The organism is Sulfolobus sp. A20 (assembly GCF_001719125.1).
In the GTDB taxonomy this organism is placed as follows: domain Archaea; phylum Thermoproteota; class Thermoprotei_A; order Sulfolobales; family Sulfolobaceae; genus Saccharolobus.
This window is the reverse complement of the sequence record NZ_CP017006.1, coordinates 639,893-659,256: the sequence shown is the minus strand read 5'-3', so window position 1 is coordinate 659,256 and position 19,364 is coordinate 639,893. Positions and strand designations below refer to the sequence as shown.

The 19,364-nt window shown below is 33.4% G+C and carries 26 protein-coding genes and 2 tRNA genes; 14 read left to right on the top strand and 14 right to left on the bottom strand.

All coding sequences use genetic code 11. The features are described 5' to 3' along the window. Window positions 1-38 precede the first annotated feature (38 nt). Complete coding sequence (gene yciH / locus BFU36_RS03590) at window positions 39-341, top strand: stress response translation initiation inhibitor YciH (protein WP_069282309.1); 303 nt, start codon at window positions 39-41, stop codon at window positions 339-341. Here yciH and BFU36_RS03585 read toward each other — a convergent pair. Further along, window positions 331-1,254, bottom strand: coding sequence for a transcription initiation factor IIB (locus BFU36_RS03585; RefSeq protein ID WP_197490549.1), 924 nt, complete (start codon window positions 1,252-1,254; stop codon window positions 331-333). The genes yciH and BFU36_RS03585 overlap by 11 nt on opposite strands. Window positions 1,255-1,395: 141 nt before the next feature. Between BFU36_RS03585 and BFU36_RS03580 the strand changes: the two genes are divergently transcribed. The 5 genes from BFU36_RS03580 (at window position 1,396) to BFU36_RS03560 (ending at window position 4,024) form a co-directional block, all read left to right on the top strand. Then, window positions 1,396-1,468 (top strand) — tRNA-Gln (locus BFU36_RS03580). Between the two features lie 12 nt (window positions 1,469-1,480). Next, window positions 1,481-1,556 (top strand) — tRNA-Gly (locus BFU36_RS03575). A gap of 129 nt (window positions 1,557-1,685) precedes the next feature. Continuing rightward, on the top strand, window positions 1,686-2,270 hold the full coding sequence (locus BFU36_RS03570) for a helix-turn-helix domain-containing protein (RefSeq protein ID WP_069282307.1): 585 nt from the start codon (window positions 1,686-1,688) through the stop codon (window positions 2,268-2,270). Continuing rightward, on the top strand, window positions 2,267-3,244 hold the full coding sequence (locus BFU36_RS03565) for an aminotransferase class I/II-fold pyridoxal phosphate-dependent enzyme (RefSeq protein WP_069282306.1): 978 nt from the start codon (window positions 2,267-2,269) through the stop codon (window positions 3,242-3,244). The genes BFU36_RS03570 and BFU36_RS03565 overlap by 4 nt, the downstream gene beginning before the upstream one ends. Window positions 3,245-3,583: 339 nt before the next feature. Next, window positions 3,584-4,024, top strand: coding sequence for a GtrA family protein (locus tag BFU36_RS03560; protein WP_069282305.1), 441 nt, complete (start codon window positions 3,584-3,586; stop codon window positions 4,022-4,024). On the opposite strand, the gene alaXM is transcribed toward BFU36_RS03560, so the two are convergent. Next, on the bottom strand, window positions 4,021-4,725 hold the full coding sequence (gene alaXM / locus BFU36_RS03555) for an alanyl-tRNA editing protein AlaXM (RefSeq protein ID WP_069282304.1): 705 nt from the start codon (window positions 4,723-4,725) through the stop codon (window positions 4,021-4,023). The two genes, BFU36_RS03560 and alaXM, sit on opposite strands and share 4 nt — an antisense overlap. Continuing rightward, on the bottom strand, window positions 4,726-4,998 hold the full coding sequence (locus tag BFU36_RS03550) for an Hsp20/alpha crystallin family protein (protein WP_069282303.1): 273 nt from the start codon (window positions 4,996-4,998) through the stop codon (window positions 4,726-4,728). 88 nt (window positions 4,999-5,086) lie between these two features. Here BFU36_RS03550 and cdvB1/B2 point away from each other — a divergent pair, with 88 nt between their 5' ends. Together cdvB1/B2 and BFU36_RS03540 are read left to right on the top strand one after the other, a co-directional pair. After that, a complete protein-coding gene (gene cdvB1/B2 / locus BFU36_RS03545; RefSeq protein WP_069282302.1) occupies window positions 5,087-5,713 on the top strand; it encodes a cell division protein CdvB1/B2 in 627 nt (208 codons plus the stop codon). Between the two features lie 60 nt (window positions 5,714-5,773). Continuing rightward, window positions 5,774-6,916 (top strand): tryptophan--tRNA ligase, encoded by a 1,143-nt coding sequence (locus BFU36_RS03540; RefSeq protein ID WP_069282301.1) that lies wholly within the window; start codon window positions 5,774-5,776, stop codon window positions 6,914-6,916. Here the strand turns inward: BFU36_RS03540 and cbp1 are convergent. Beyond that, window positions 6,885-7,340 carry a CRISPR DNA repeat-binding protein Cbp1 gene (gene cbp1 / locus BFU36_RS03535; protein WP_069282300.1) on the bottom strand — a complete coding sequence of 152 codons (456 nt, stop codon included), beginning with the start codon at window positions 7,338-7,340 and terminating at the stop codon, window positions 6,885-6,887. The genes BFU36_RS03540 and cbp1 overlap by 32 nt on opposite strands. A 300-nt stretch (window positions 7,341-7,640) precedes the next feature. Between cbp1 and BFU36_RS03530 the strand changes: the two genes are divergently transcribed. Continuing rightward, on the top strand, window positions 7,641-8,204 hold the full coding sequence (locus BFU36_RS03530) for a LysE family transporter (RefSeq protein WP_069282299.1): 564 nt from the start codon (window positions 7,641-7,643) through the stop codon (window positions 8,202-8,204). After that, window positions 8,194-8,910, top strand: a complete 717-nt coding sequence (locus tag BFU36_RS03525; protein ID WP_069282298.1) for a 5-formyltetrahydrofolate cyclo-ligase — start codon at window positions 8,194-8,196, stop codon at window positions 8,908-8,910. Before BFU36_RS03530 ends, BFU36_RS03525 begins: the two co-directional genes overlap by 11 nt. Here the strand turns inward: BFU36_RS03525 and BFU36_RS03520 are convergent. After that, complete coding sequence (locus BFU36_RS03520; protein WP_069282297.1) at window positions 8,884-9,231, bottom strand: helix-turn-helix domain-containing protein; 348 nt, start codon at window positions 9,229-9,231, stop codon at window positions 8,884-8,886. The genes BFU36_RS03525 and BFU36_RS03520 overlap by 27 nt on opposite strands. A 95-nt stretch (window positions 9,232-9,326) precedes the next feature. Here BFU36_RS03520 and BFU36_RS03515 point away from each other — a divergent pair, with 95 nt between their 5' ends. Continuing rightward, window positions 9,327-9,536: a hypothetical protein gene (locus BFU36_RS03515; RefSeq protein WP_069282296.1), complete on the top strand. Its 210-nt coding sequence runs from the start codon at window positions 9,327-9,329 to the stop codon at window positions 9,534-9,536. Here BFU36_RS03515 and BFU36_RS03510 read toward each other — a convergent pair. Genes BFU36_RS03510 through BFU36_RS14050 form a run of 7 tightly spaced genes read right to left on the bottom strand, consistent with a single transcriptional unit; the run spans window position 9,533 to window position 13,197 of the window. Then, window positions 9,533-10,423: an Mrp/NBP35 family ATP-binding protein gene (locus tag BFU36_RS03510; RefSeq protein ID WP_069282295.1), complete on the bottom strand. Its 891-nt coding sequence runs from the start codon at window positions 10,421-10,423 to the stop codon at window positions 9,533-9,535. The genes BFU36_RS03515 and BFU36_RS03510 overlap by 4 nt on opposite strands. Next, window positions 10,424-10,987: an adenylate kinase family protein gene (locus BFU36_RS03505; RefSeq protein ID WP_069282294.1), complete on the bottom strand. Its 564-nt coding sequence runs from the start codon at window positions 10,985-10,987 to the stop codon at window positions 10,424-10,426. Then, window positions 10,988-11,149, bottom strand: a complete 162-nt coding sequence (locus BFU36_RS14055) for a hypothetical protein (protein ID WP_185957827.1) — start codon at window positions 11,147-11,149, stop codon at window positions 10,988-10,990. Window position 11,150: 1 nt separating this feature from the next. Further along, on the bottom strand, window positions 11,151-11,831 hold the full coding sequence (locus BFU36_RS03500; RefSeq protein ID WP_409349229.1) for a rhomboid family intramembrane serine protease: 681 nt from the start codon (window positions 11,829-11,831) through the stop codon (window positions 11,151-11,153). After that, a complete protein-coding gene (locus BFU36_RS03495) occupies window positions 11,762-12,388 on the bottom strand; it encodes a peptidase M50 (RefSeq protein ID WP_069282292.1) in 627 nt (208 codons plus the stop codon). Before BFU36_RS03495 ends, BFU36_RS03500 begins: the two co-directional genes overlap by 70 nt. A 4-nt stretch (window positions 12,389-12,392) precedes the next feature. Beyond that, complete coding sequence (locus BFU36_RS03490; protein ID WP_069282291.1) at window positions 12,393-13,019, bottom strand: hypothetical protein; 627 nt, start codon at window positions 13,017-13,019, stop codon at window positions 12,393-12,395. Window positions 13,020-13,038: 19 nt separating this feature from the next. Then, the gene (locus BFU36_RS14050; RefSeq protein ID WP_185957828.1) at window positions 13,039-13,197 is read right to left on the bottom strand and encodes a hypothetical protein; all 159 of its coding nucleotides are present in this window, start codon (window positions 13,195-13,197) and stop codon (window positions 13,039-13,041) included. A 93-nt stretch (window positions 13,198-13,290) separates the two neighbouring features. Between BFU36_RS14050 and BFU36_RS03485 the strand changes: the two genes are divergently transcribed. Beyond that, window positions 13,291-15,756 carry an MMPL family transporter gene (locus BFU36_RS03485; protein WP_231961227.1) on the top strand — a complete coding sequence of 822 codons (2,466 nt, stop codon included), beginning with the start codon at window positions 13,291-13,293 and terminating at the stop codon, window positions 15,754-15,756. Here BFU36_RS03485 and BFU36_RS03480 read toward each other — a convergent pair. Next, window positions 15,734-16,648 (bottom strand): thiamine-phosphate synthase family protein, encoded by a 915-nt coding sequence (locus BFU36_RS03480; protein ID WP_069282290.1) that lies wholly within the window; start codon window positions 16,646-16,648, stop codon window positions 15,734-15,736. The genes BFU36_RS03485 and BFU36_RS03480 overlap by 23 nt on opposite strands. Between BFU36_RS03480 and BFU36_RS03475 the strand changes: the two genes are divergently transcribed. Continuing rightward, a complete protein-coding gene (locus BFU36_RS03475) occupies window positions 16,614-17,366 on the top strand; it encodes a DNA double-strand break repair nuclease NurA (RefSeq protein ID WP_231961226.1) in 753 nt (250 codons plus the stop codon). The genes BFU36_RS03480 and BFU36_RS03475 overlap by 35 nt on opposite strands. After that, window positions 17,347-19,092, top strand: a complete 1,746-nt coding sequence (locus BFU36_RS03470; protein WP_069282288.1) for an ATP-binding protein — start codon at window positions 17,347-17,349, stop codon at window positions 19,090-19,092. Before BFU36_RS03475 ends, BFU36_RS03470 begins: the two co-directional genes overlap by 20 nt. On the opposite strand, the gene BFU36_RS03465 is transcribed toward BFU36_RS03470, so the two are convergent. Beyond that, window positions 19,089-19,364 (bottom strand): hypothetical protein, encoded by a 276-nt coding sequence (locus tag BFU36_RS03465; RefSeq protein WP_069282287.1) that lies wholly within the window; start codon window positions 19,362-19,364, stop codon window positions 19,089-19,091. The genes BFU36_RS03470 and BFU36_RS03465 overlap by 4 nt on opposite strands.

Here is a 19,364-nt window from a genome sequence, read left to right as displayed (position 1 = left end):
GATTAAAAGGGGGTTTTATCAATAATAATAACCTAAGAATGGCAGAAAATTTATGTGGGGGTCTCCCACCAGATATATGTGAACAATTAACAAAAGAGGAACAATTTATAAAAATAAAGGTAGAAAAAAGAAGATATGGAAAAGAAGTTACAATAATAGAAGGTCTAGGACAATCAGATAATGAGTTAAAAAAGATAGCTTCTGAACTCAAGTCAAAGCTAGCAGCAGGAGGTACTGTAAAAGATGGAAAAATACTTATTCAAGGAGATCACAAGGAAAAAATACGTGAAATACTAATAAAAATGGGGTACCCAGAATCAAATATTTTAGTTATTGAGTAGGAATTGATATTTTTAGTTCTTGAGTTAATTCCTTATACCTATTTCTTACAGTTACTTCAGTTACACCAGCCACTTGTGCAATCTCCTTCTGTGTTCTTCTCTCGTCATGAAGTAAGCTAGCTATATATATTGCTGCAGCAGCTAAACCAGCGGGATCTTTTCCAGCCGTTAGACCTACATCCTTAGCCTTATCAATTATTTCTGCAGCTGTCTTCATAACTGCACCACTTAAACCTAATAAGTTGGCAATTCTAGTAACATAGTCCTTAGGATCACTAACCGGGACGTCTACGCTTAATTCCCTTAACAATAGCCTATAACACCTGGCAACTTCCTTTCTATTAGCCTTAGTATACTGGGCAATCTCGTCCAAAGTCCTAGCTAGCTTCATTCTCCTACATGCTGCGTAAATTGCAGCAGCTACGACGCTCTCAATACTTCTCCCTCTTACCAGACCCTTCTCAACTGCCTTTCTATATATCAACGCAGCTTCATCTTTAACGGACTTAGGCAAACTTAATAAGTTACCTATTCTCTCTAATTCATTCATTGCTTGCGCTAAGTTTCTATCAACCGAGCTTTGTATCCTAGCCCTTATTTGCCACTTTCTCCACCTTAGTGCTTCTAACCTTCTCTTAGGATCTAAGGTCCTTCCCATTGCATCTTTATCTTTCCAGTCGATTAGAGTAGATAATCCTCTATCATGAATAGTATCATTAAGAGGTCCTCCAACTCTACTTCTTTTCTCCTTCTCTTCTGGTGTGAAAGCCCTCCACTCTGGTCCTTGATCGATAATTTTATCTTCTAAAACTTCACCAGTTTCAGTGCAAATATATTCTCCTCTCTCAGCGTCAAAAATAATCTTATCTGGAGGACAAGGCGCGGATTTACTCTCTTCAGACAAATATAACACCTCCATATTTTACAAGGGACACGAATAGTAAACCTTTTAAACTTTTCTCTTTATTTCCTTTTAAATCTTTCTCTCTTAAGTAGGAGAGTTAAATGAAAGTGAAGAGTTAAGTTTATATCAAGATAAGAAGAGTATATTAATAGCCGGGTAGTCTAGCGGTCAAGGATCCAGGGCTTTGGCCCCTGGGACCCCGGTTCGAATCCGGGCCCGGCTACCTTTTTTACTCGCGGCCGTAGTCTAGCCTGGATTAGGACGCCTGCCTGCCACGCAGGAGGTCCCGGGTTCAAATCCCGGCGGCCGCATACATTTAAGAAATATTTATGATTTATATTGGACTGATGCTATTTTTAGCAAACTTTTAATTCTCTTACTAGGGAATATAGTTATTAGAAGATAAGTTTAAGTAGTATTTTAAATAAATATCTTTTGTCATGCTATTATACGCCGTCATTAAGACGCCTTATGCTGATGATTTTCAAGGACTACATTTGACTAACGCTTCTGTTAACATCTTAGACATTAGGGTAGATAAAAACGGCATTAAAACTTTACTTGAAATTAGAGGAGATGAAGAGGTAGCCAATACAATTTGTGAGGAACCAGTGAAAATATCTAGGTATAAGTTTATATGTACGATCTATGCAAAATCACCGTTACTTAACGTTATTTCTCAATACATAATTATGAACGGTGCATTTTCAAGTGAGGGGATAATTTGGACATTAATACTTAATAATTACGTTGAGCTTAGAAGCCTGCTGAACTCATTATTATCAACTACAAGAGACGTCAAGGTGTTAAAGATAGTTAAGGCAGAGAGAAAAGATCCTATAACCGCGAGGCAAGAGCAAATATTAAAGGTAGCATTAGAAGCTGGATTCTTTGATTATCCAAGAAGAATAGGCCTAAAGGAGTTGGCTAAGAAACTAAATATGAGCCCGTCGAGTTTAAGTGAAATTATCAGGAGAGCTGAAAAAAATATTATAGTCGAATACTTCAAGAATAGAGAGCTATGAGGCATGGAGGATTTCCTTGGAATAAGGGCTATCCTTCTAATATAAATGATTTTAGCGTAAATCTGAACCCATTAGGAACTCCAAGGTTTGTTGATGAGATAATAAATGAGGCTATAAGGTTAGGAATACATAAGTATTATCCACCCGAGGACTACTCGTACATAAAGTCAATAATCGGAGAAATATATGGAGTAGATAAAGATTTTATAGGAGTGTTTAATGGGGCATCAGAGGCAATAAACTTACTAGATAATGATTTCATAGTTCCTCAGCCCAATTATTCTGACTATAAATACGTATCTTATTATAACGCTGAAGAAATGGAAGACAAATTTAGATTTATGTTACATAAAAAGTATAGAAAGATTATATTAAGTAATCCAAACAATCCTACTGGAGCATATGTAAGTGTTCCAGAAATAGAAGACTTTCTTAGAAGTGGGAATGAGTTGGTAGTTGATGAGTCCTTTATAGATATTAGCCTAACAGAGAGTTCAGTAAAGCTTGTAGAAGAATATAAAAATTTGTTGATAATTAATTCCTTCACAAAGAGTTTTTCTATTCCTGGGTTAAGAATTGGATTCACCATCGGACAAAGGAGTAAGGAAATAGAAAAACGTGCCCCTAGCTGGAGAGTAAACTCATTAGCTTATTACTTAATATCACATTTAGACCCTAAGGAAGTAAGGACGTTTTTTTACGAGAGCAAAATGAAGACTAAGGAATTAATTGAATATGTAAGTAATGCTAAAAAGGAATTTAAAGTATATAAAACGGTAGCTCCATATTTCTTAGCGGAGTTTCCTATAAAAGTTTCAACACTAAATGAGAAGATTGTAAAGTATGGATATTTTATTAGAGACGCAAGCAATTTCATAGGTTTAAGATTTACGCATGGTAGGATATCTCTGAGGAGAGATATAGGTAAATTGTTATCCTTGATAAATAAGATACTTACTACCTCCCAGCAATAAATCGTGAGGCTTCATTCCTTTGTAATTGAGGAGAAAGTGAGAATGACAATTTTCAAGAAATCTTTAACTTTTTCCTCTTGATTGAAGACTATTTAGTTAATTTAATGAAATAGCCGGATCTTTTTAGTTTTAGGTATATAGATTTTTTACATTAGATATTGCATCTGACCTCCTCCCTGCCCTAAAAGGTGAGGCTTATCTTTCCTTTGTCACAGATAATTCTCTATGTTCATAGCTTTTTAGAGTATGATAAGGACATAAATTAACTATATGAGAATTTCAATAAGGTCTTAGCTGGTGATGCAAATATTTATTTTTTGTAAAAGACACAGTTAAAGCGTGGAGAAGGTAGTATTTAATAAGCTGTTGAAATTCGCTGTAGTTGGCGCTTTGGGAACTGTAGTGAATGAGGGTATTTACGTTTACGCTTCTAAGGTTATCCCTATCTCAATAGCCTTAGCATTAGGCATAGAACTATCTTTAATTTTTAATTTCTTCTTGAATGATATTTGGACATTTCGTGATAAAAGAGTTGGAACGTTTATCAAGAGAATGGTGAAGTTTCATGGTTCTTCTTATTTAGGCAACGTAATTCAGTACGTAGTTGCGTTAGTGTTATTGATATATATGCTACACTATACCTCCCTTTCTCAAGTTTTAACTATTATATTCTTTGTAAAACAAATTTCAGCAAATACATTAATTTTAACTAATTTTTTAGGAATATTAGCAGGCTTTCTAGTAAGATTCATCACTTCATATAAATACGTTTGGGCTTAGGGCTTTACAGTGTAATAGACCCTCTTTCTACCTTTTCCTTTATTTTCTACTTTTAATAAAACAATTTCTCCTATTTCTCTAGTATTTTTAACGTGGGGTCCTCCATCAGCTTGTATATCAATGCCTGGTATTTCAACTATTCTCCATATAGGAATTTCTGGAGGGTTCCTCCCAGCTAGTTTTACTATTGCTGGAATCATTAATGCTTCATCTCTAGGTAAAAAGTACACCTTAACATCTATTGACTTTTTAACAATCTCGTTCGCTTCATTTATTAGCTCTATTAGTATTGCCTTATCCTCTACGTTAAAATCATCTTTAGCGTATTCTGGGCTTATGTGACCTCCAGTTATAAGAGAACCAAATTTCTCGTAGGCTAAAGCAGAAATTATGTGAGAGGCAGTATGAAGTCTCATCATCCTATATCTTCTTTCCCAATCAATAACTCCCTTTACTAATTCGCCTTCATTAAACTTGTTAGATTCAACCTTATGCAATATTTCTCCATTCTCTTTTTTTACCTCTAGTACTTTTACCTTTTCGCCTTTATTATTTTCTAAAAAACCTAGGTCGTTTTCTAACCCTCCTCCTCCCGGATAGAATGCTGTCTTATCTAAAATTACATAGTTATCAAGTATTTTTATGACCTTACTTTCGAATTCTTTAACGTATGAATCATTAAGATATAGTTCTTCGGTCATTTAGTTTACTTTATTCCCTTGAATTATAAATATACCGTTTTTGTAGTTAAAGGTGACCGTTGATGAGTCAATTCTAGTAGGTAATGCTATTATTTTAACAATGCTATTATTTACGGAATTTAATATATATATTTTTTCTCCATCAGATTTAATTAAAATCCTGTTATAAGTTACCTCTTTACCTCTAAGATCTAGGTATATTACTACCTTATCTTGACTGATATATACATCGTAGTCTGGATCTTCATCTTCTCTAATAAACACGTTAGGCATATTACTTATCTTGGATTCGATTGATTTAAACTCTTAGTACCTTACCCTTCACCTTAAAAAAGTAGAGTGAGTAAGATATATATTAGCCATGCTTGGTAAAGATTTCCAAAAGATATGGGGAGAAAAAGAAGAAAAGTATAAGTTTAAGGGCTCAAAGGAGCCACTTAAATACAGATTAGTTCAAGCTCACTATAAAATTAGTTCAATGATTAGTAGATTAGATGCATATATCAGTAGGATGCAGGAAAGAGATAAAGTTCTATTTGAGAGGGTAGTGGAAGCACAGATGGCTAAAGATACACAAAGAGCTGCTATGTATGCTAATGAGGTAGCAGAAATAAGGAAGATATCCAAGCAGCTATTGACTACTCAAATTGCCTTAGAGCAAGTGGAATTAAGGTTAGAGACAGTTTCAGAACTAGGTGACATATTTGTCAATTTAATACCGGTTTTAGGAGTAGTTAATGAGCTTAAGAGTACGTTGAGAGGGATAATGCCAGAAGTCTCGATCGAATTAGCTGACTTAGGAGAAGGATTACAAGAAATAGTAACAGAGTCTGGAGAGTTCACTGGCTTATCAACATATTCAGCAGCCTCTTCACCAGAAGCTAGAAAGATATTAGAGGAGGCATCCATAGTGGCAGAGCAAAGGATGAAGGAGAAGTTCCCAGAACTACCAGCTGGATCTGCTTTACTCAACAAATCCAATACATAAAGGGGTTTCGTTCCTCTTATTATTTTAACCTTTTATATTTTTACTCCTTCTTTTATCATAATGCCAGACGAATTCGTTGTTACTCCATGGGAAGTCAAAGGTAAGGTTGATTATGATAAGCTAATAGTTCAATTTGGAACTCAAAAGATCACCGAATCTCTAAAGGAGAGGATAAAGAGTTTGGTTGGAAGTTTACACGTCATGTTGAGGAGAGATATATTTTTCTCCCATAGAGATTTAGATTTAATTCTTAATGATTATGAAAATGGGAAGGGATTTTTCCTATATACTGGAAGAGCTCCATCCTTAGGGATGCACGTTGGTCACTTAATACCATTTATATTCACTAAATGGCTTCAAGAGAAGTTTAAGGTGAACGTTTACATCGAGATTACTGATGACGAAAAGTTTATGAGGAATGCTGACTATACTCTAGAGCAAACTAGGAGTTGGGCTTATGATAATATTTTAGACATAATAGCTGTAGGCTTTGATCCAGATAGGACTTTCATTTTTCAAGATACTGAATATATTAGGAACATGTATCCTATAGCGATTAAAATTGCTAAAAAATTGAACTTCTCTGAGGTAAAAGCCACCTTTGGGCTAGATATCTCTTCCAACATTGGTATAATATTCTATCCAGCATTACAAATAGCTCCTACCATGTTTGAGAAGAGAAGATGCTTGATACCAGCCGGTATAGACCAAGATCCCTATTGGAGGCTTCAGAGGGATATAGCGGAATCTTTAGGATATTTTAAGGCTGCTCAAATACACAGTAAGTTTCTTCCACCATTAACCGGTCCAGAAGGTAAAATGAGCTCCTCAATACCAGAATCTGCTATTTATTTAACTGATGATCCTAAAACCGTTGAGAGAAAAATCATGAAGTACGCATTTTCTGGCGGTCAGCCTACTATTGAACTTCATAGGAAATACGGAGGAAATCCAGATATTGATGTTTCATTTCAATGGTTGTATTACTTTTTTGAAGAGGATGATAGAAGAATCGAGGAAATAAGAGAAGAATACAAGTCTGGTAAAATGTTAACAGGTGAATTGAAGCAAATTCTCGTTGAGAAGTTAAATGAGTTTTTAGAAAGGCATAGGCAGAATAGGGAAAAAGCTAAGGATTTAGTAAATGTGTTTAAATATGATGGTAAGTTAGCTACTGAGATGTGGCAGAAGATTCATGAATAGGCTTATATACGCCTAATTTTTTTAAATGATAAACTACTAAATTTGTAGAGATATTTAGGTCTTTTGCTATTCTATAAATTGATTCTCCTTTTTCATATTTTTCTTTTATCTTAGTTATTTCATCTTTATTTAGCTTTCTTTTCCTCTTCACTAAATTGTTTTTTCGAAGTATTCTTAGAACAGTGTTAAAGTTGAGATTAAGTTCCCTACTAATCCGGTTAGCACTATATCCTTGCGAAGCTAACTGGATAATCTTCTTCACTAAATCATTAGGGATCTTCCCTCTAAAATTTACTTGCGCTTTAATTAATAATCTTCTCACCTTAGAGTAACTTAAGCCTAATTGTGAGGCTATTTGCCTAATACTTAAGCCCTCCTCATACATCTTCTTAGCCTTATATAACAACTCCTCATCTTCAACCATGGGTAATAAGGTATTAGATGAAATATATTAATCTTTTCCAAAATCCGCCTTTAATATTACTACTTAATTCTACATGAATATCATATTTAATAGAAAACTCTTAGGAAAAATAGATAACATTAAATAAGTTTGTTATAGTATCATTTGTTAAAGACTTATAAAGCAATCAGACGAGTTCAACTGTAAAATTTTAGTGAGATTTATTTATTATAGCAGAGAGTATATACGTAAATACTTATCAATTATTACTTATAATACAAGCTAACAAGATTTATAGTTGTCTTGAATTAATGATTTTTAATGGACTTGCTTGTATACTTAGGGCTTGGCATAGTATTGGGCTTATCCATGGCTGCTCCGCCTGGTCCAGTTAACGCTATGATAGCTAACGAAGCTACTAAATCATGGCTTCATGGGAGTAGTGTTGGAGCGGGTGCTATGACTGCCGACTTCATCTTCTTTTGGATAGTATTCTTTATTCAAGGTTTTATCCCGAATTATGTGTTAATGCCACTGTATTTAATAGGTGGAGCGTTTATGCTATATCTTTCGTACGCTACTCTAAGATCTAAAATGCCTTCCAGTTCAGTAAGGGGAAACTATTTCATTGGATTGTTAATGGGATTATCAAATCCTTATCAGATAAGTTGGTGGGTCACAGTTGGGATTTCCATGATAAGATCTTTATCCATCTCAATAATACCTGGATTCTTTTTGGGAATAGTAATTTGGATATTTAGTTTTCCTCGACTGATAAACTTAGTAGGATTAAAGTACATAAAATATGTAAAAATTATATCATCTTCAATATTATTAGTATTTGGGATATATCTTATATATGAGGGAATTATTCATGTTATCTAAGCAAGATATAAGGAATTTAGTTTGGAAAAAATTGGAGGAGACTAATATAGCTTCATTTCCGAGACCAGTTTTCGGGAGGATACCTAATTTTAAAGGTGCTGAAATTGCTGCAAAAAAATTGGCTGAGACTGAAGAATTTAAAAAAGCTGAGATCATTAAGGTAAACCCTGACTCTCCACAGTATAAAGTGAGGGAATTTGCGTTAAGGATGGGTAAAAAGGTACTAGTTCCTACGCCTAGACTAAGAGGAGATTTTTATTTACTCGACCCTAAGCGCATATCTAATTACTCGGAGGCTTCTAGGATTAGTGGATTTAGTAAATATGGAATAAAGGTTAACATAGAAGAACTAGATAAAATAGATTTAGTAGTAGTGGGTTCTGTAGCAGTTACACTAAGCGGAGATAGGGTAGGGAAAGGAGAGGGATATAGTGAGCTTGAGTTTGCTATTCTAAGAGAGCTTGGAAAAGTAGGTGAAAACACACCAATTGCTACTACTGTACACGATATTCAAATAGTGAAGGAAATACCGATAGAGCCTTTTGACGTACCAGTAGATATAATTGCAACTCCTACAACAATTATAAGAGTCAATAGAAGGAGAGAAAAACCAAGAGGTCTGTATATAGAATTCTTAACAAAAGAAAAAATTCAATCTACTCCTTATTTAAAAGAATATTTACAAAGAAGATATAATGGACTGTAAATCTTTGCAAACCTCTTCAGCTTTTTTACTCAGCTTATTCCTTATTTCGTCTTTGTTTACACGATACATATACTTAGGTCTTCCGCCTCTGCTAACATTACTTTTCTCTTTTTCTATTAATCCAACATCAGAGAGTTTTTTCAATATTAAACTTGCCCTGCTTTTACTTATTCCTAATTCTCCTGCTATATCGTCGACATTCTTTCCGTCGGTGCTTCTTATTATCTTCATGAAAACTTCTATATCAGCTTCTGACAGAGCATAAGCTACCATCAAGAATCTTCTCAATAAAAAACTTTTTTCGCTAATTTCAATACTCATTAAACTTTCACCAATCTTTATTTAATATATTTTTATTTTTAAATTTTTCCTTCAAGGTCCCTTAAATTTTTATTTGAATATACAATCATAGTATTATGTCTAGAGAAGTGTTAAAGAAGAAGATTTTGGAATTATTGTCAAAGGGTGATATGACATCTACGCAGTTAAGAGACGAGCTAATAAATGAAGGAATAAATTTAATCGAATTTAGAAGTGCTTTGGCTGAACTTGTCAGAGAAGGGGTAGTGGAGAAGTATCCAGTTTATGAGGAGAAAAAATTCTATTTTAGGCTTAAAAACGCTTAAGAATTATTATTATGTTCGAGTATCTTAATTAGTTTATCAGCAACGCTTAAGAACTCTTTAGAGGCTGGAGAATCGGGGTACTTTAAGAAGAAAGGCTCACCTAGATCGTTTGCCTCGGCAATAACTGGATCTAATGGTATTTGCCCTAATAGATCTACACCCATTTCCTCAGCCATCTTCTTACCCTTCCCTTCTCCAAATATATAATAACGTTTACCATCAGAAGGACAAACGAAATGGCTCATATTTTCAATTACTCCTAAAATTTTACTATTGACAGTTCTAGCAAAATTTATTGATTTTCTCACTGCAAGTGTTGAGACCTCAGATGGTATTGTAACAATTATAAAACCAGTCAAGCCAGTGACCAGTTGTGCTACAGAGAGTGCCTCATCTCCAGTTCCGGGAGGCATATCGATTATTAAATAATCTAATTCTCCCCAATTAACATCACCTAAAAATTGCTTTATTGCGGTATGTTTTATTGCGCCCCTCCACACTACTGGAGTGTCATCTCTAGGTAAGAGAAAATCTATCGATACGACTTTTATTCCAAATGGTCCTATTACTGGGTTAATACCTTTATCATCAGCCGTTAACATCTGTCCCCTAACACCTAACATTTTAGGAACTGAGGGACCGTGAAAATCTACATCAACTATTCCAACTTTTCTACCACTTGCTGCCAATGCCATGGCTAAATTAGAGGAAACAAAAGATTTTCCCACACCACCTTTACCACTAACTACGCCAATCTTGTATTTTATGCTTTTTAATTTCATTTGTACTTTTAAATCAGCTGCTTGAACTTGAGGGGCCGCTTTCCTCAAATCTCTTGGCTGTCTCTGCGGTTGAGGGCTTTGAATTCTAAATGGGTTATCACTCATCTAGATATTATTCTCGTGGGAGCTAATAATATTATCTAAATTTATTAAAAGATCTTGCACTTCAGAATTATTTAGCCAATCTACGTCCCTATCACAGACTTTATTTATAATTTTATTTACAATTTGTTCTACGTTATTATTTGTCGTATCTATTTCACATACGTTTTCGAAATTCTGTTTTGCCTCTTCTGCTGTAACTCCTAATATCTCAGCTTCCACGTTCTCCGCTATTTTTAGCTCACTCCAACCCCTATCCTTTAACTCTCTGTATAACTTTAAGGGATTTCTCCTTAAGACTACTACTAGATCAGCTTTAGGAATTAACGATGGATAAATAGTCTCAATTATTACATTAGTCTGCTTTTCCAAAAACTTTCTGAGTTCTTCCTTAACTTTTTCCTCATCTATAACATAACTTTGACTAATCTCATCAAATTCAGTATATAATTTTCTCTCTACTACAAATCGCGATACATTTAAATATTCACATTTAAAAATTTCTCTAAGCTTTGAGGAGACTAAGCTCTTTCCTACACCAGGGGTTCCGGTTATTAGCATTATCATTTAAGTCAATGATATGATAGTTTCTAAGATAAATAAGCCTACTGAAACACCTAATAATATCATCTTAACTGTCTTATCCGCTTCGCTCTTTATGATTTCGTATATACCGTAAGGCAACATAACGAAGCCTATTATTAATAAGATCTCCTCAACTAATATCATGTTAATTAACTTTCCTAGAATGCTTTAAAAGATAATAACCAGCAGCATATATAATACCTCCTATAATACCGCCAACGTGAGCGTAAACGTTTACATTAGGAAAGAAAATGTCACTGATACCGAAAACCGCTATTAGAAATATTAACCCATAAACTCCCAAATTTCCCCCGCTTATAAAGTCATAAAACGTGTAATAAGCTAATATACCAAAAATTCCCCCTGAAGCACCTGAAGACAAGGTAAATGGACCATAAAAAAACACAGTAAATATATTGCCTAATATTCCTGAGAAGAGAAAAATTCCGTATTCATTTCTCTTAGCTCTTGATCCGAAGATCAAATATATTATATACATTGATAAAAAATTAAATACAAAGTCAACAACACTACTTGTTACGAAAATTGATGTGATTAACTCATAATAATAACCATGAATCACCAAATAATTCAGTTGTTCTATATAATATAGATAATTTGTATTTATTAGAGATATTGTAAAACCGATAGCGAAACCAATAAATATTAATAGCATTAATAAAAAGGATGGAGTCGTAAAAATGTCTTTAACATTCATTCCCGTCACCGCTTTTTTCCAAGTTTGTATTGCATTACTTATATGACTACAAAAAATGTTATCACGAATGCAATTAATATTAGAATGCCCCAAATGATGACATTCCATCTAAATATTTTTAACCCGTCTAGTACCCAGAAGGGAAGTAGGTTAAAGAACGCTACCCAGAAATTAAACGAAGCCAGTTCAGCAAAGAAGATTCCTATTAAACTAAATGGAGGCAAAAATAAACTTCCTATAAGCCCTATAAATCCTAGGATGATATTAGTTAAAGGACCTGCCATAGCTGTTTTCCCTTCGATTTCCGTAGAACTTCTAAATCCGCAAGATATTGCTGTATAGCCAGAAAAGAATACTAAAAAGTGAAGGAAGCTCCCTACAAGATTGAATAATAATGTAGTCCAGAAACCTGCAAAGCTTAACGCAAACCTAGAATAGCAATTATATCTTCTAGCCATTTGCCTATGCCCTATTTCATGAGGTATTACGGCTAACAATGCTACAACGTAAGGTATTATTATATTTTGAATCGGATTGGATACTATTGCATAAGGATTATAAAAAGGTATGAAAGCCACTGCTAACGATAATGAAGCTAGTAAAAATGCTACGGCCTCGCTTAAATTATTAAATCTCCATTCTAAGTACCTGTAATTCCATGACATAATTTCATCCTAATAATCTTAGTAACTCTATAGGTATTAAATTATTGCTCACATATCTTACATTAGTACTATCTATTTTCCACATCAGCGCTTTTTTACTATTGCTAATCGTCGTCAAGTATTTTTCCCCATGTATATCAATAACTCCTTCAAATGTTGTATCAAATACCCTTTTGAAGGCGTTGAATGTATCAAAGACTACGAAACGGTAGATAAAGGGCATTATTATATCTAGGCATTTATATTTGTTAGCGAGATTTGACAAAATATCCTCAGATAAGTCCTTATACAATTCAGGTTTGAGTAAAAAGATTTGAGCATTACCTTCTATATTAATTATTACTACAAGAAATTTCTGATAGGACTCGTTAGGAAATGTTACCCAAAGTTCAAATATGTCTAAAACATTACTACACTCTCCACTTAATGCTTTAGAGGGAATGAAAAAAGAGTATGTTGAAGACTTCTCTGAAATGAATTCTAATATTCCCTCAATAAATAGCTTAGCTGAAATTCCTATGGAGTTTAGCTCCGCCTCTAAGGAGCTATCAATTTCAACTATGTGACCTTCATTACTTAAGTACCTCTTTCCAATCCCCCTAACGCTATCAATTGCTACTTCAAACCTCACAAAAATGTAATAGTGTAATTTATACTTTTAAATACTTTGTGTAAATTTCTGCGTTAAGTTCCATATTTTTAGCTAGTACTTTCTCTAAGATCTCCTTATCTTCAGACCTGGGATCATAGTTCTTTATAATATTTTCAATTTGTTCCATTAATTTTAAAACTTCTATTATACTTCCCATACTTTTTATTCAATCCTATCCTCTAAAAAATGGTTTCTTATTTAAAATTGGTATTTCCACAATCTTTATTACTCATACAGAATACGTGAAAATGTGAAGAAAGGTGCACTATTGCTGATATTGTGGCTTATTCTCCTTTCTATAACCTTACCATTAGCTATAAAAACACCTTCTCTTCTCATTTATAGCGACTCACCTTTCTTATCCAATAGTCTACAGAGCGTTAAAGCTCAAAATATTCTAATGAAATACTTTAACATAGGGGACAAAGATTATCTATACGTTATAATAAATGGCACATACAACTACTCTATTGACGAAATTTATCGATATATATATCTGCTTAACGACTCAATTATTATAACTCCTTTCAATTACTCTAAAATACTAGAGAATGAATACATTAGTTATCTTGGGGCAAATGAAAGTATATTAAAGAATGATAATTTATTAACGACTCTTTACCAGAACTTAACTAAACTAAAGCTATTCTATATTACACATTTTCAATATTTTGAATATGAGCTTAACGTAACGTTTTGGTTGCCCTTGCATAATTTCAGTAATAATATTTGCCCAGAGTACAAGATAAACTTCGATAAAGTAAATGGATCTTTATTGGAGAGAGCTAGATATGCAGGTTACTTAACTTTCAGAAATCCCTTTCTTTTCTACTTTGGATTTAACAATTATACAAATTATACATTAGCGTTTGAATTTTTAGTTAAATTGAGCAACTACTCTACTATAATCCACTACCTAAACTTATCTTCTCCACTATCAAACTTAACGTATTCAAGCAATATTACTATTGTTAATAGCTTATTAAATGAAACTCAAAATGTCACTAACTATTTTCACAAAGGAGATTACTGGCTATTCATTATAGAAGTTCCTAATAATGAAAGTTTAACTGCAATAAATCAATTCATAAAATCATTAAATAATTCGTACGTTGTTGGACATTTAGCCTATTATGCCCAATCAGCCTATTATACTCAAAACGATATTGAAATTATTGATATTACTACTGTTATCCTAGTTGTCATATTACTTATTTTACTTATTAGGTCTCTTGTCCCCATTGTAATACTGGTCAGTACAGCTGGTGTAGGACTAGTTTTAACATACGCTGCAATGTATTTAGCTACTTTGTTTGGCTATAAAATATACTATATATCTGGACTAGTTGCTCCACCCATAGTTTTTGGACTAAGTGTAGACTATGGAATATTGTTTATTTATAGATATTTTGAGGAACTTGCAAACAAATCATTAGATCCTCTTAGCAAATCTTTCAGAATGTCTACTAAAGGCATACTAATTAGCGGTATTAGTATCGTGCTTGGCTTCTCCAGTTTCATGTTTTCCCCCTCTGACTTGTTGAGAAATATAGGAGCTGCACTAGTCATCTCAGCTGTATCTTCGTTAATACCAGCTGTGTTTTTCACCTACATGTTATTGCTGGTTATTTCTCCAAGATTCTTGAGCTTTCCTCGAAAAGAGATTCCTAGCCCTAATGATATAAGACAAAAATACTTATCTTCTCTATCGAAATTATCCATAAGGCACAATAAAATTATAGTTTTTATAATAATTTTATCCATGATTGCCCTAATATTCTATTACACGTCTTATGTTCACACTAACGTAAATGTTAATGAGATTGTTCCTTCAAGTGCAAGTTCATTATTAGGGACTAAGATCCTTGAAAATATGTATGATTATAGTATTGATTACGTTCTAATACATGGTAACTTTTCAAAAGAGTATCCTTTAATATATAATTTAACTAATAATTTAATATCTCAAGGTAATCTAGTTTACGGTCCAATCTCCTTAGGAAAGATGATGATAACTAATGACACTCACCTAATAAACGAGTTCTATAAGGATAATTACACATTATTAATAGTATATCTAAAATACCCAGTTTTTAGTAAGCAAGCTATAAACATTACCTCTAAGCTTATAAAGGAGGGTTTTCTTGTAGGTGGCTCAAACGCTCAAAGGATTGATATAGTGAATAATACTGTAAAAACGTATTTCTCATTTACACTTCCGTTGACAATAATTCTAATAATAGTATACCTTTTCCTAATCTTAGGATCAATAATATTACCATTAAGACTTGCATTAACCATAGGTTTAAGTTCCTTATTTGGGGTATTTACACTATCCTTAGTATACTCCTCTACATATTGGTTATCTCCATTGATAGTATTTGCCCTTCTCTTCAGTTTAGGCATAGACTATGACATGTTTATAGTAATAAGGCTTTTAGAGGAAATGAAAGATCATGATTTTGATGACGCTATAGTAAAAGCAGTTGAAAGTACGGGTTTAGTTATCACTGCTTGTGGTTTGATCTTAGCTGGGGCGTTCTTTTCCTTAATAGTCTCTGATATAAGATTCTTGAACGAGATTGGATTTGGTGTAGGAGTATCAATATTGTTTGATACGTTTATAGTTAGACCGTTCCTTGTTCCTTCAATTCTTTCTGTATTGAAGAAGTATAATTTCTGGCCCTTCAGATTTAAGAGATTTCTGTATACTTAATTCCTATATTTATTACTTTTTTCGCTACATCTAACGGGTCCTTACCAAATATATATGCATTAGGCTCTAAACCTTTACCACCTAAGTGTATGATTACATCTACGTAAGAGTCATATGCTGAAGATATTAGATTACCTATTTTATCGTCATCAGCATGATCTTGGGGTCCAACTTTTTTATAGCTATAGTTAAGAATTTTTAATACTCTCTCTACTTTTTCATCATATTTTATATTCATTACTGAACGAATTGTTGGAAAATTCTTCATAACGTTCAATAGCACCTTAGCTAAATGCTTACTCCCTCCCCACATCGGTTTAGAGGCTGGTGTTGGAATATTTCTTATCTTAGTTATTCTACCTGGTATAGCTATGACGTCATCTATATTTTTTGCATCACTTTTAGCAAATGCCAAGTTACTTAAAACCTGTGGTATTAATTGACCTACAGCCTCGTTTTGAAGCATAGATAGGGCTAACTGTATCAGCTCTTCTTCGTTCTCTTTGTAAAAGTTTCTACAAATCTCGCAATCATTCGGTATTTCTGTATCGATCATCTTATGAAATTTACAAAACTTAAGCTTGCTTAAGTTTGAAAGAAAAGTTAATGAGACGTACTCCATTACTTGCTTTGAATCGCCGTTTAATAGTAATTGAGTTAATTTTTCCAAGAAATCGTCCAACTCTTCTTTACTTAAACCTAAGTTTAATAACCTCTTATAATAGACGTTTTCATCTTCATCTAAATACTGCTTTACCGCAGGCTGGCTCACTCCTAATAAGTATGCTATTTTAGTCTGACTCATGTGTAGCTCCCTAAGCCTTTTAGCCTCTAAAGCTCTAATAGATGGTATGAATATGTCATCGATTAACGTTAATGGTGATTTTATCACAATAATAAGAATGAACCCGGGGAAAAATTACTTTCTAGATAATGAACTCTCCTTTAGCGCAATAGATGGAACCTATACTGAAACCTTCACCGTTGATGGTAAAATTTCACATGTAATCATCGGAGTTATCACCGGCAAAATATTAACAAACGGTGATTTTATTGTTCAAGACATAATAGTTAATGATGAAAGCTGTGAATGCGAAGGAGAATCTAAGATGAGGGAATTAGAGTACTTGAACGCAACTAAATACCCAGCTAATATAATATTATTGGATAGGAAGCTCTCGTATGATAGATCCCTTGGAATTGAAATACCTAAAAACGCTATAGGAATAGTTAAAGATTTTGATATACCAACTAGAGTTTCTTTAAATAGTATTAGAGAAACACCTTGGCTAGCAATAAAAGAGAAGTTAAATGACTTAATTAAAGGATACTTTAAGCTATTTGACGTCTCTTGGGTTTTTTATTTAGAGTCAAGCATTTTTCTAGATGATTTGGAGAAACTTCTTTCCATTCTCTATATCTTCGGAAAGGAACCGGTACCAGAGGCTTTAGGTTACAATTATCCGTTATTCCTAGCTGATAAGTTAGTTAAGTACTATAGAAATAAAATATCCAATAGTTTTAAGCTTCTTGAATTAGAAGATAATATTAGGTACAGAGAATTTAGAAGCTTAATGGAGAAATTGAGAAATGATGGAAAGTATATTTGAAAATGCAGAAGGAAAGTTAAGGGAGGCTAGAGTAATAACTAGGCAGACATCGGACGGAAGAGGTACGATCTCGTTTAGAAATTATATCGTTGAATTCGATTTCTCGATGAAGGACAAACTTGGAATAGGAAAATTATTGGCAGTAAATACGATAAAAGATGATACTTATTTGATACTTGAGACTGCTGAGATAATTCCTATGCATTATGGTATGATAAATTTAGACTCGACAGTCCCTAGAGAAATAAGAAACGAGATTATGAAGAGAGTAGAAGAGAGTTGGAAAGTAGAAGATAAACATAAGTGGATTGATGTAATTGCATATCCTTTAGGTTACATACTAGAGATTAACCAAAACGAACTCTCCTTTAAGAAGGGGTATTTTCCCCCCCTTCTAGGAAGTTCAGTTAGGATACTTAACGTTAATGCATATAGCAAATTTGTTTGTGCAAATAGTAAAGTTAGTTTAGGAAATGTGATCAATGAGGACATCAGACTTAACATTGATCTAGAGAGGGCTATGCGATATCATATTGGAATTTTCGCATTCACAGGATCTGGTAAGTCAAATTTGGCATCATTAATAGTTAGAAGAGTGTTGGATACTTCACCTAATACAAAGGTTGTAATATTTGATGTCTCTATGGAATACGCTATTTTACTTTTGGATAAATTAATGGAGATGGAGTCTAGGCTAATATCATTAGATAGAGTTCCATTAAATGCAACGGATGCGGGAAGGAGATTTTTAAGAAGCCACGTGATACCAGATGACATAACTGATATTAGGGATAAAATTAGGAAAGCTGGAGAAATATTATATCAAAAAGAAAAAATTAGACAATTGTATATTCCACCTCAAGGATTCTCCTTTTTAACTTATGGTGATATTATAGATTTCATAAAGAAGCAGATAGAGGATAAATATACTGCAATATCCCAAAAACCCTTACTATACACTTTCCTTAGTAAGTTGGACAATTTCATGAGAGATAGGAAACTAAATGCAGATGATATAGTTGATGATAGTCTAAACCAATTATTGGATGAGATAGAGACTCTAGGTAGGGAGTCTCATTTAAAGGAGAACTCTACATTATTTATCTTTATTTCTGGTCTTAAATCATATATATCATTAGGGGTTGAAGAAAGAGAAGATTACGACGTAGAAAAACTATCGATAGAGATTCTTGATTCGTCTGAAAATTCACCTAGGCTTTTTATCCTAGAATTACCCAACTTGGAAGAAGGCAGACAATTAGTAGCGAGTGTGATAAACCATGTGTATAACCGTAGAAAGAGAATGTATTCAGATAATCCTAAAGTGTTATTTATAATTGACGAGGCTCAAGAGTTTATCCCTTACGATACTAAACAGAAAGATAAGAGTGAGGAATCCAGTAACGCCGTTGAAAAACTATTAAGACATGGTAGGAAATATCACTTACATGCTTTAATTAGCACACAAAGATTAGCTTACTTAAATACTAATGCTTTGCAACAACTTCACACATATTTTATCAGTACATTACCTAGACCATATGATAGGCAATTATTGGCAGAAACTTTCGGGATTAGTGATATACTTCTAGATAAAACTTTAGAGCTAGAAGCTGGGCAATGGTTATTAGTTAGCTTTAAATCAGCCTTACCTCATGACGTCCCAGTGTTCTTCTCAGCCGATAACAATCTAAAAATTCTTAAAGATAACTTGAATAAAATTTAATTTATCTTTACTTCTTCCAGATATTTCTTATTTTCTTCTAAAAAGATCTTATATGCCTCTTCAGTAAAAATATAAATAGTTAAATCTATTTGATCAATCATCTTATATACCTCATCATAAATTTTATCAATGATCTTAGACTTATCCTTACAACTAGCTTGCCTTACGATTATCATATAATAAGCACCATAAGAGTCCCTAAAAACGTGAATTTCGGAATCATTCACTACTTCTTTAGCCTTTTTAAAAGCACTTTTAACAACACTCTCCAT

What these genes read in the sequence shown, in the direction of transcription:
- BFU36_RS03505 (WP_069282294.1), bottom strand. Translation starts at nt 10,987, where the DNA reads ATGATAATGCTAATAACCGGAACCCCTGGTGTAGGAAAGAGCTTAGTC.
- BFU36_RS03530 (WP_069282299.1), top strand. Translation starts at nt 7,641, where the DNA reads ATGGACTTGCTTGTATACTTAGGGCTTGGCATAGTATTGGGCTTATCC.
- BFU36_RS03540 (WP_069282301.1), top strand. Translation starts at nt 5,774, where the DNA reads ATGCCAGACGAATTCGTTGTTACTCCATGGGAAGTCAAAGGTAAGGTT.
- BFU36_RS03525 (WP_069282298.1), top strand. Translation starts at nt 8,194, where the DNA reads ATGTTATCTAAGCAAGATATAAGGAATTTAGTTTGGAAAAAATTGGAG.
- BFU36_RS14055 (WP_185957827.1), bottom strand. Translation starts at nt 11,149, where the DNA reads ATGATATTAGTTGAGGAGATCTTATTAATAATAGGCTTCGTTATGTTG.
- BFU36_RS03570 (WP_069282307.1), top strand. Translation starts at nt 1,686, where the DNA reads ATGCTATTATACGCCGTCATTAAGACGCCTTATGCTGATGATTTTCAA.
- BFU36_RS03515 (WP_069282296.1), top strand. Translation starts at nt 9,327, where the DNA reads ATGTCTAGAGAAGTGTTAAAGAAGAAGATTTTGGAATTATTGTCAAAG.
- BFU36_RS03510 (WP_069282295.1), bottom strand. Translation starts at nt 10,423, where the DNA reads ATGAGTGATAACCCATTTAGAATTCAAAGCCCTCAACCGCAGAGACAG.
- cdvB1/B2 (WP_069282302.1), top strand. Translation starts at nt 5,087, where the DNA reads ATGCTTGGTAAAGATTTCCAAAAGATATGGGGAGAAAAAGAAGAAAAG.
- BFU36_RS03520 (WP_069282297.1), bottom strand. Translation starts at nt 9,231, where the DNA reads ATGAGTATTGAAATTAGCGAAAAAAGTTTTTTATTGAGAAGATTCTTG.
- BFU36_RS03565 (WP_069282306.1), top strand. Translation starts at nt 2,267, where the DNA reads ATGAGGCATGGAGGATTTCCTTGGAATAAGGGCTATCCTTCTAATATA.
- BFU36_RS03495 (WP_069282292.1), bottom strand. Translation starts at nt 12,388, where the DNA reads ATGTCATGGAATTACAGGTACTTAGAATGGAGATTTAATAATTTAAGC.
- BFU36_RS03550 (WP_069282303.1), bottom strand. Translation starts at nt 4,998, where the DNA reads ATGCCTAACGTGTTTATTAGAGAAGATGAAGATCCAGACTACGATGTA.
- BFU36_RS03475 (WP_231961226.1), top strand. Translation starts at nt 16,614, where the DNA reads ATGTCATCGATTAACGTTAATGGTGATTTTATCACAATAATAAGAATG.
- alaXM (WP_069282304.1), bottom strand. Translation starts at nt 4,725, where the DNA reads ATGACCGAAGAACTATATCTTAATGATTCATACGTTAAAGAATTCGAA.
- BFU36_RS14050 (WP_185957828.1), bottom strand. Translation starts at nt 13,197, where the DNA reads ATGGGAAGTATAATAGAAGTTTTAAAATTAATGGAACAAATTGAAAAT.
- yciH (WP_069282309.1), top strand. Translation starts at nt 39, where the DNA reads ATGGCAGAAAATTTATGTGGGGGTCTCCCACCAGATATATGTGAACAA.
- BFU36_RS03465 (WP_069282287.1), bottom strand. Translation starts at nt 19,364, where the DNA reads ATGGAGAGTGTTGTTAAAAGTGCTTTTAAAAAGGCTAAAGAAGTAGTG.
- cbp1 (WP_069282300.1), bottom strand. Translation starts at nt 7,340, where the DNA reads ATGGTTGAAGATGAGGAGTTGTTATATAAGGCTAAGAAGATGTATGAG.
- BFU36_RS03500 (WP_409349229.1), bottom strand. Translation starts at nt 11,831, where the DNA reads ATGGAATGTCATCATTTGGGGCATTCTAATATTAATTGCATTCGTGAT.
- BFU36_RS03470 (WP_069282288.1), top strand. Translation starts at nt 17,347, where the DNA reads ATGATGGAAAGTATATTTGAAAATGCAGAAGGAAAGTTAAGGGAGGCT.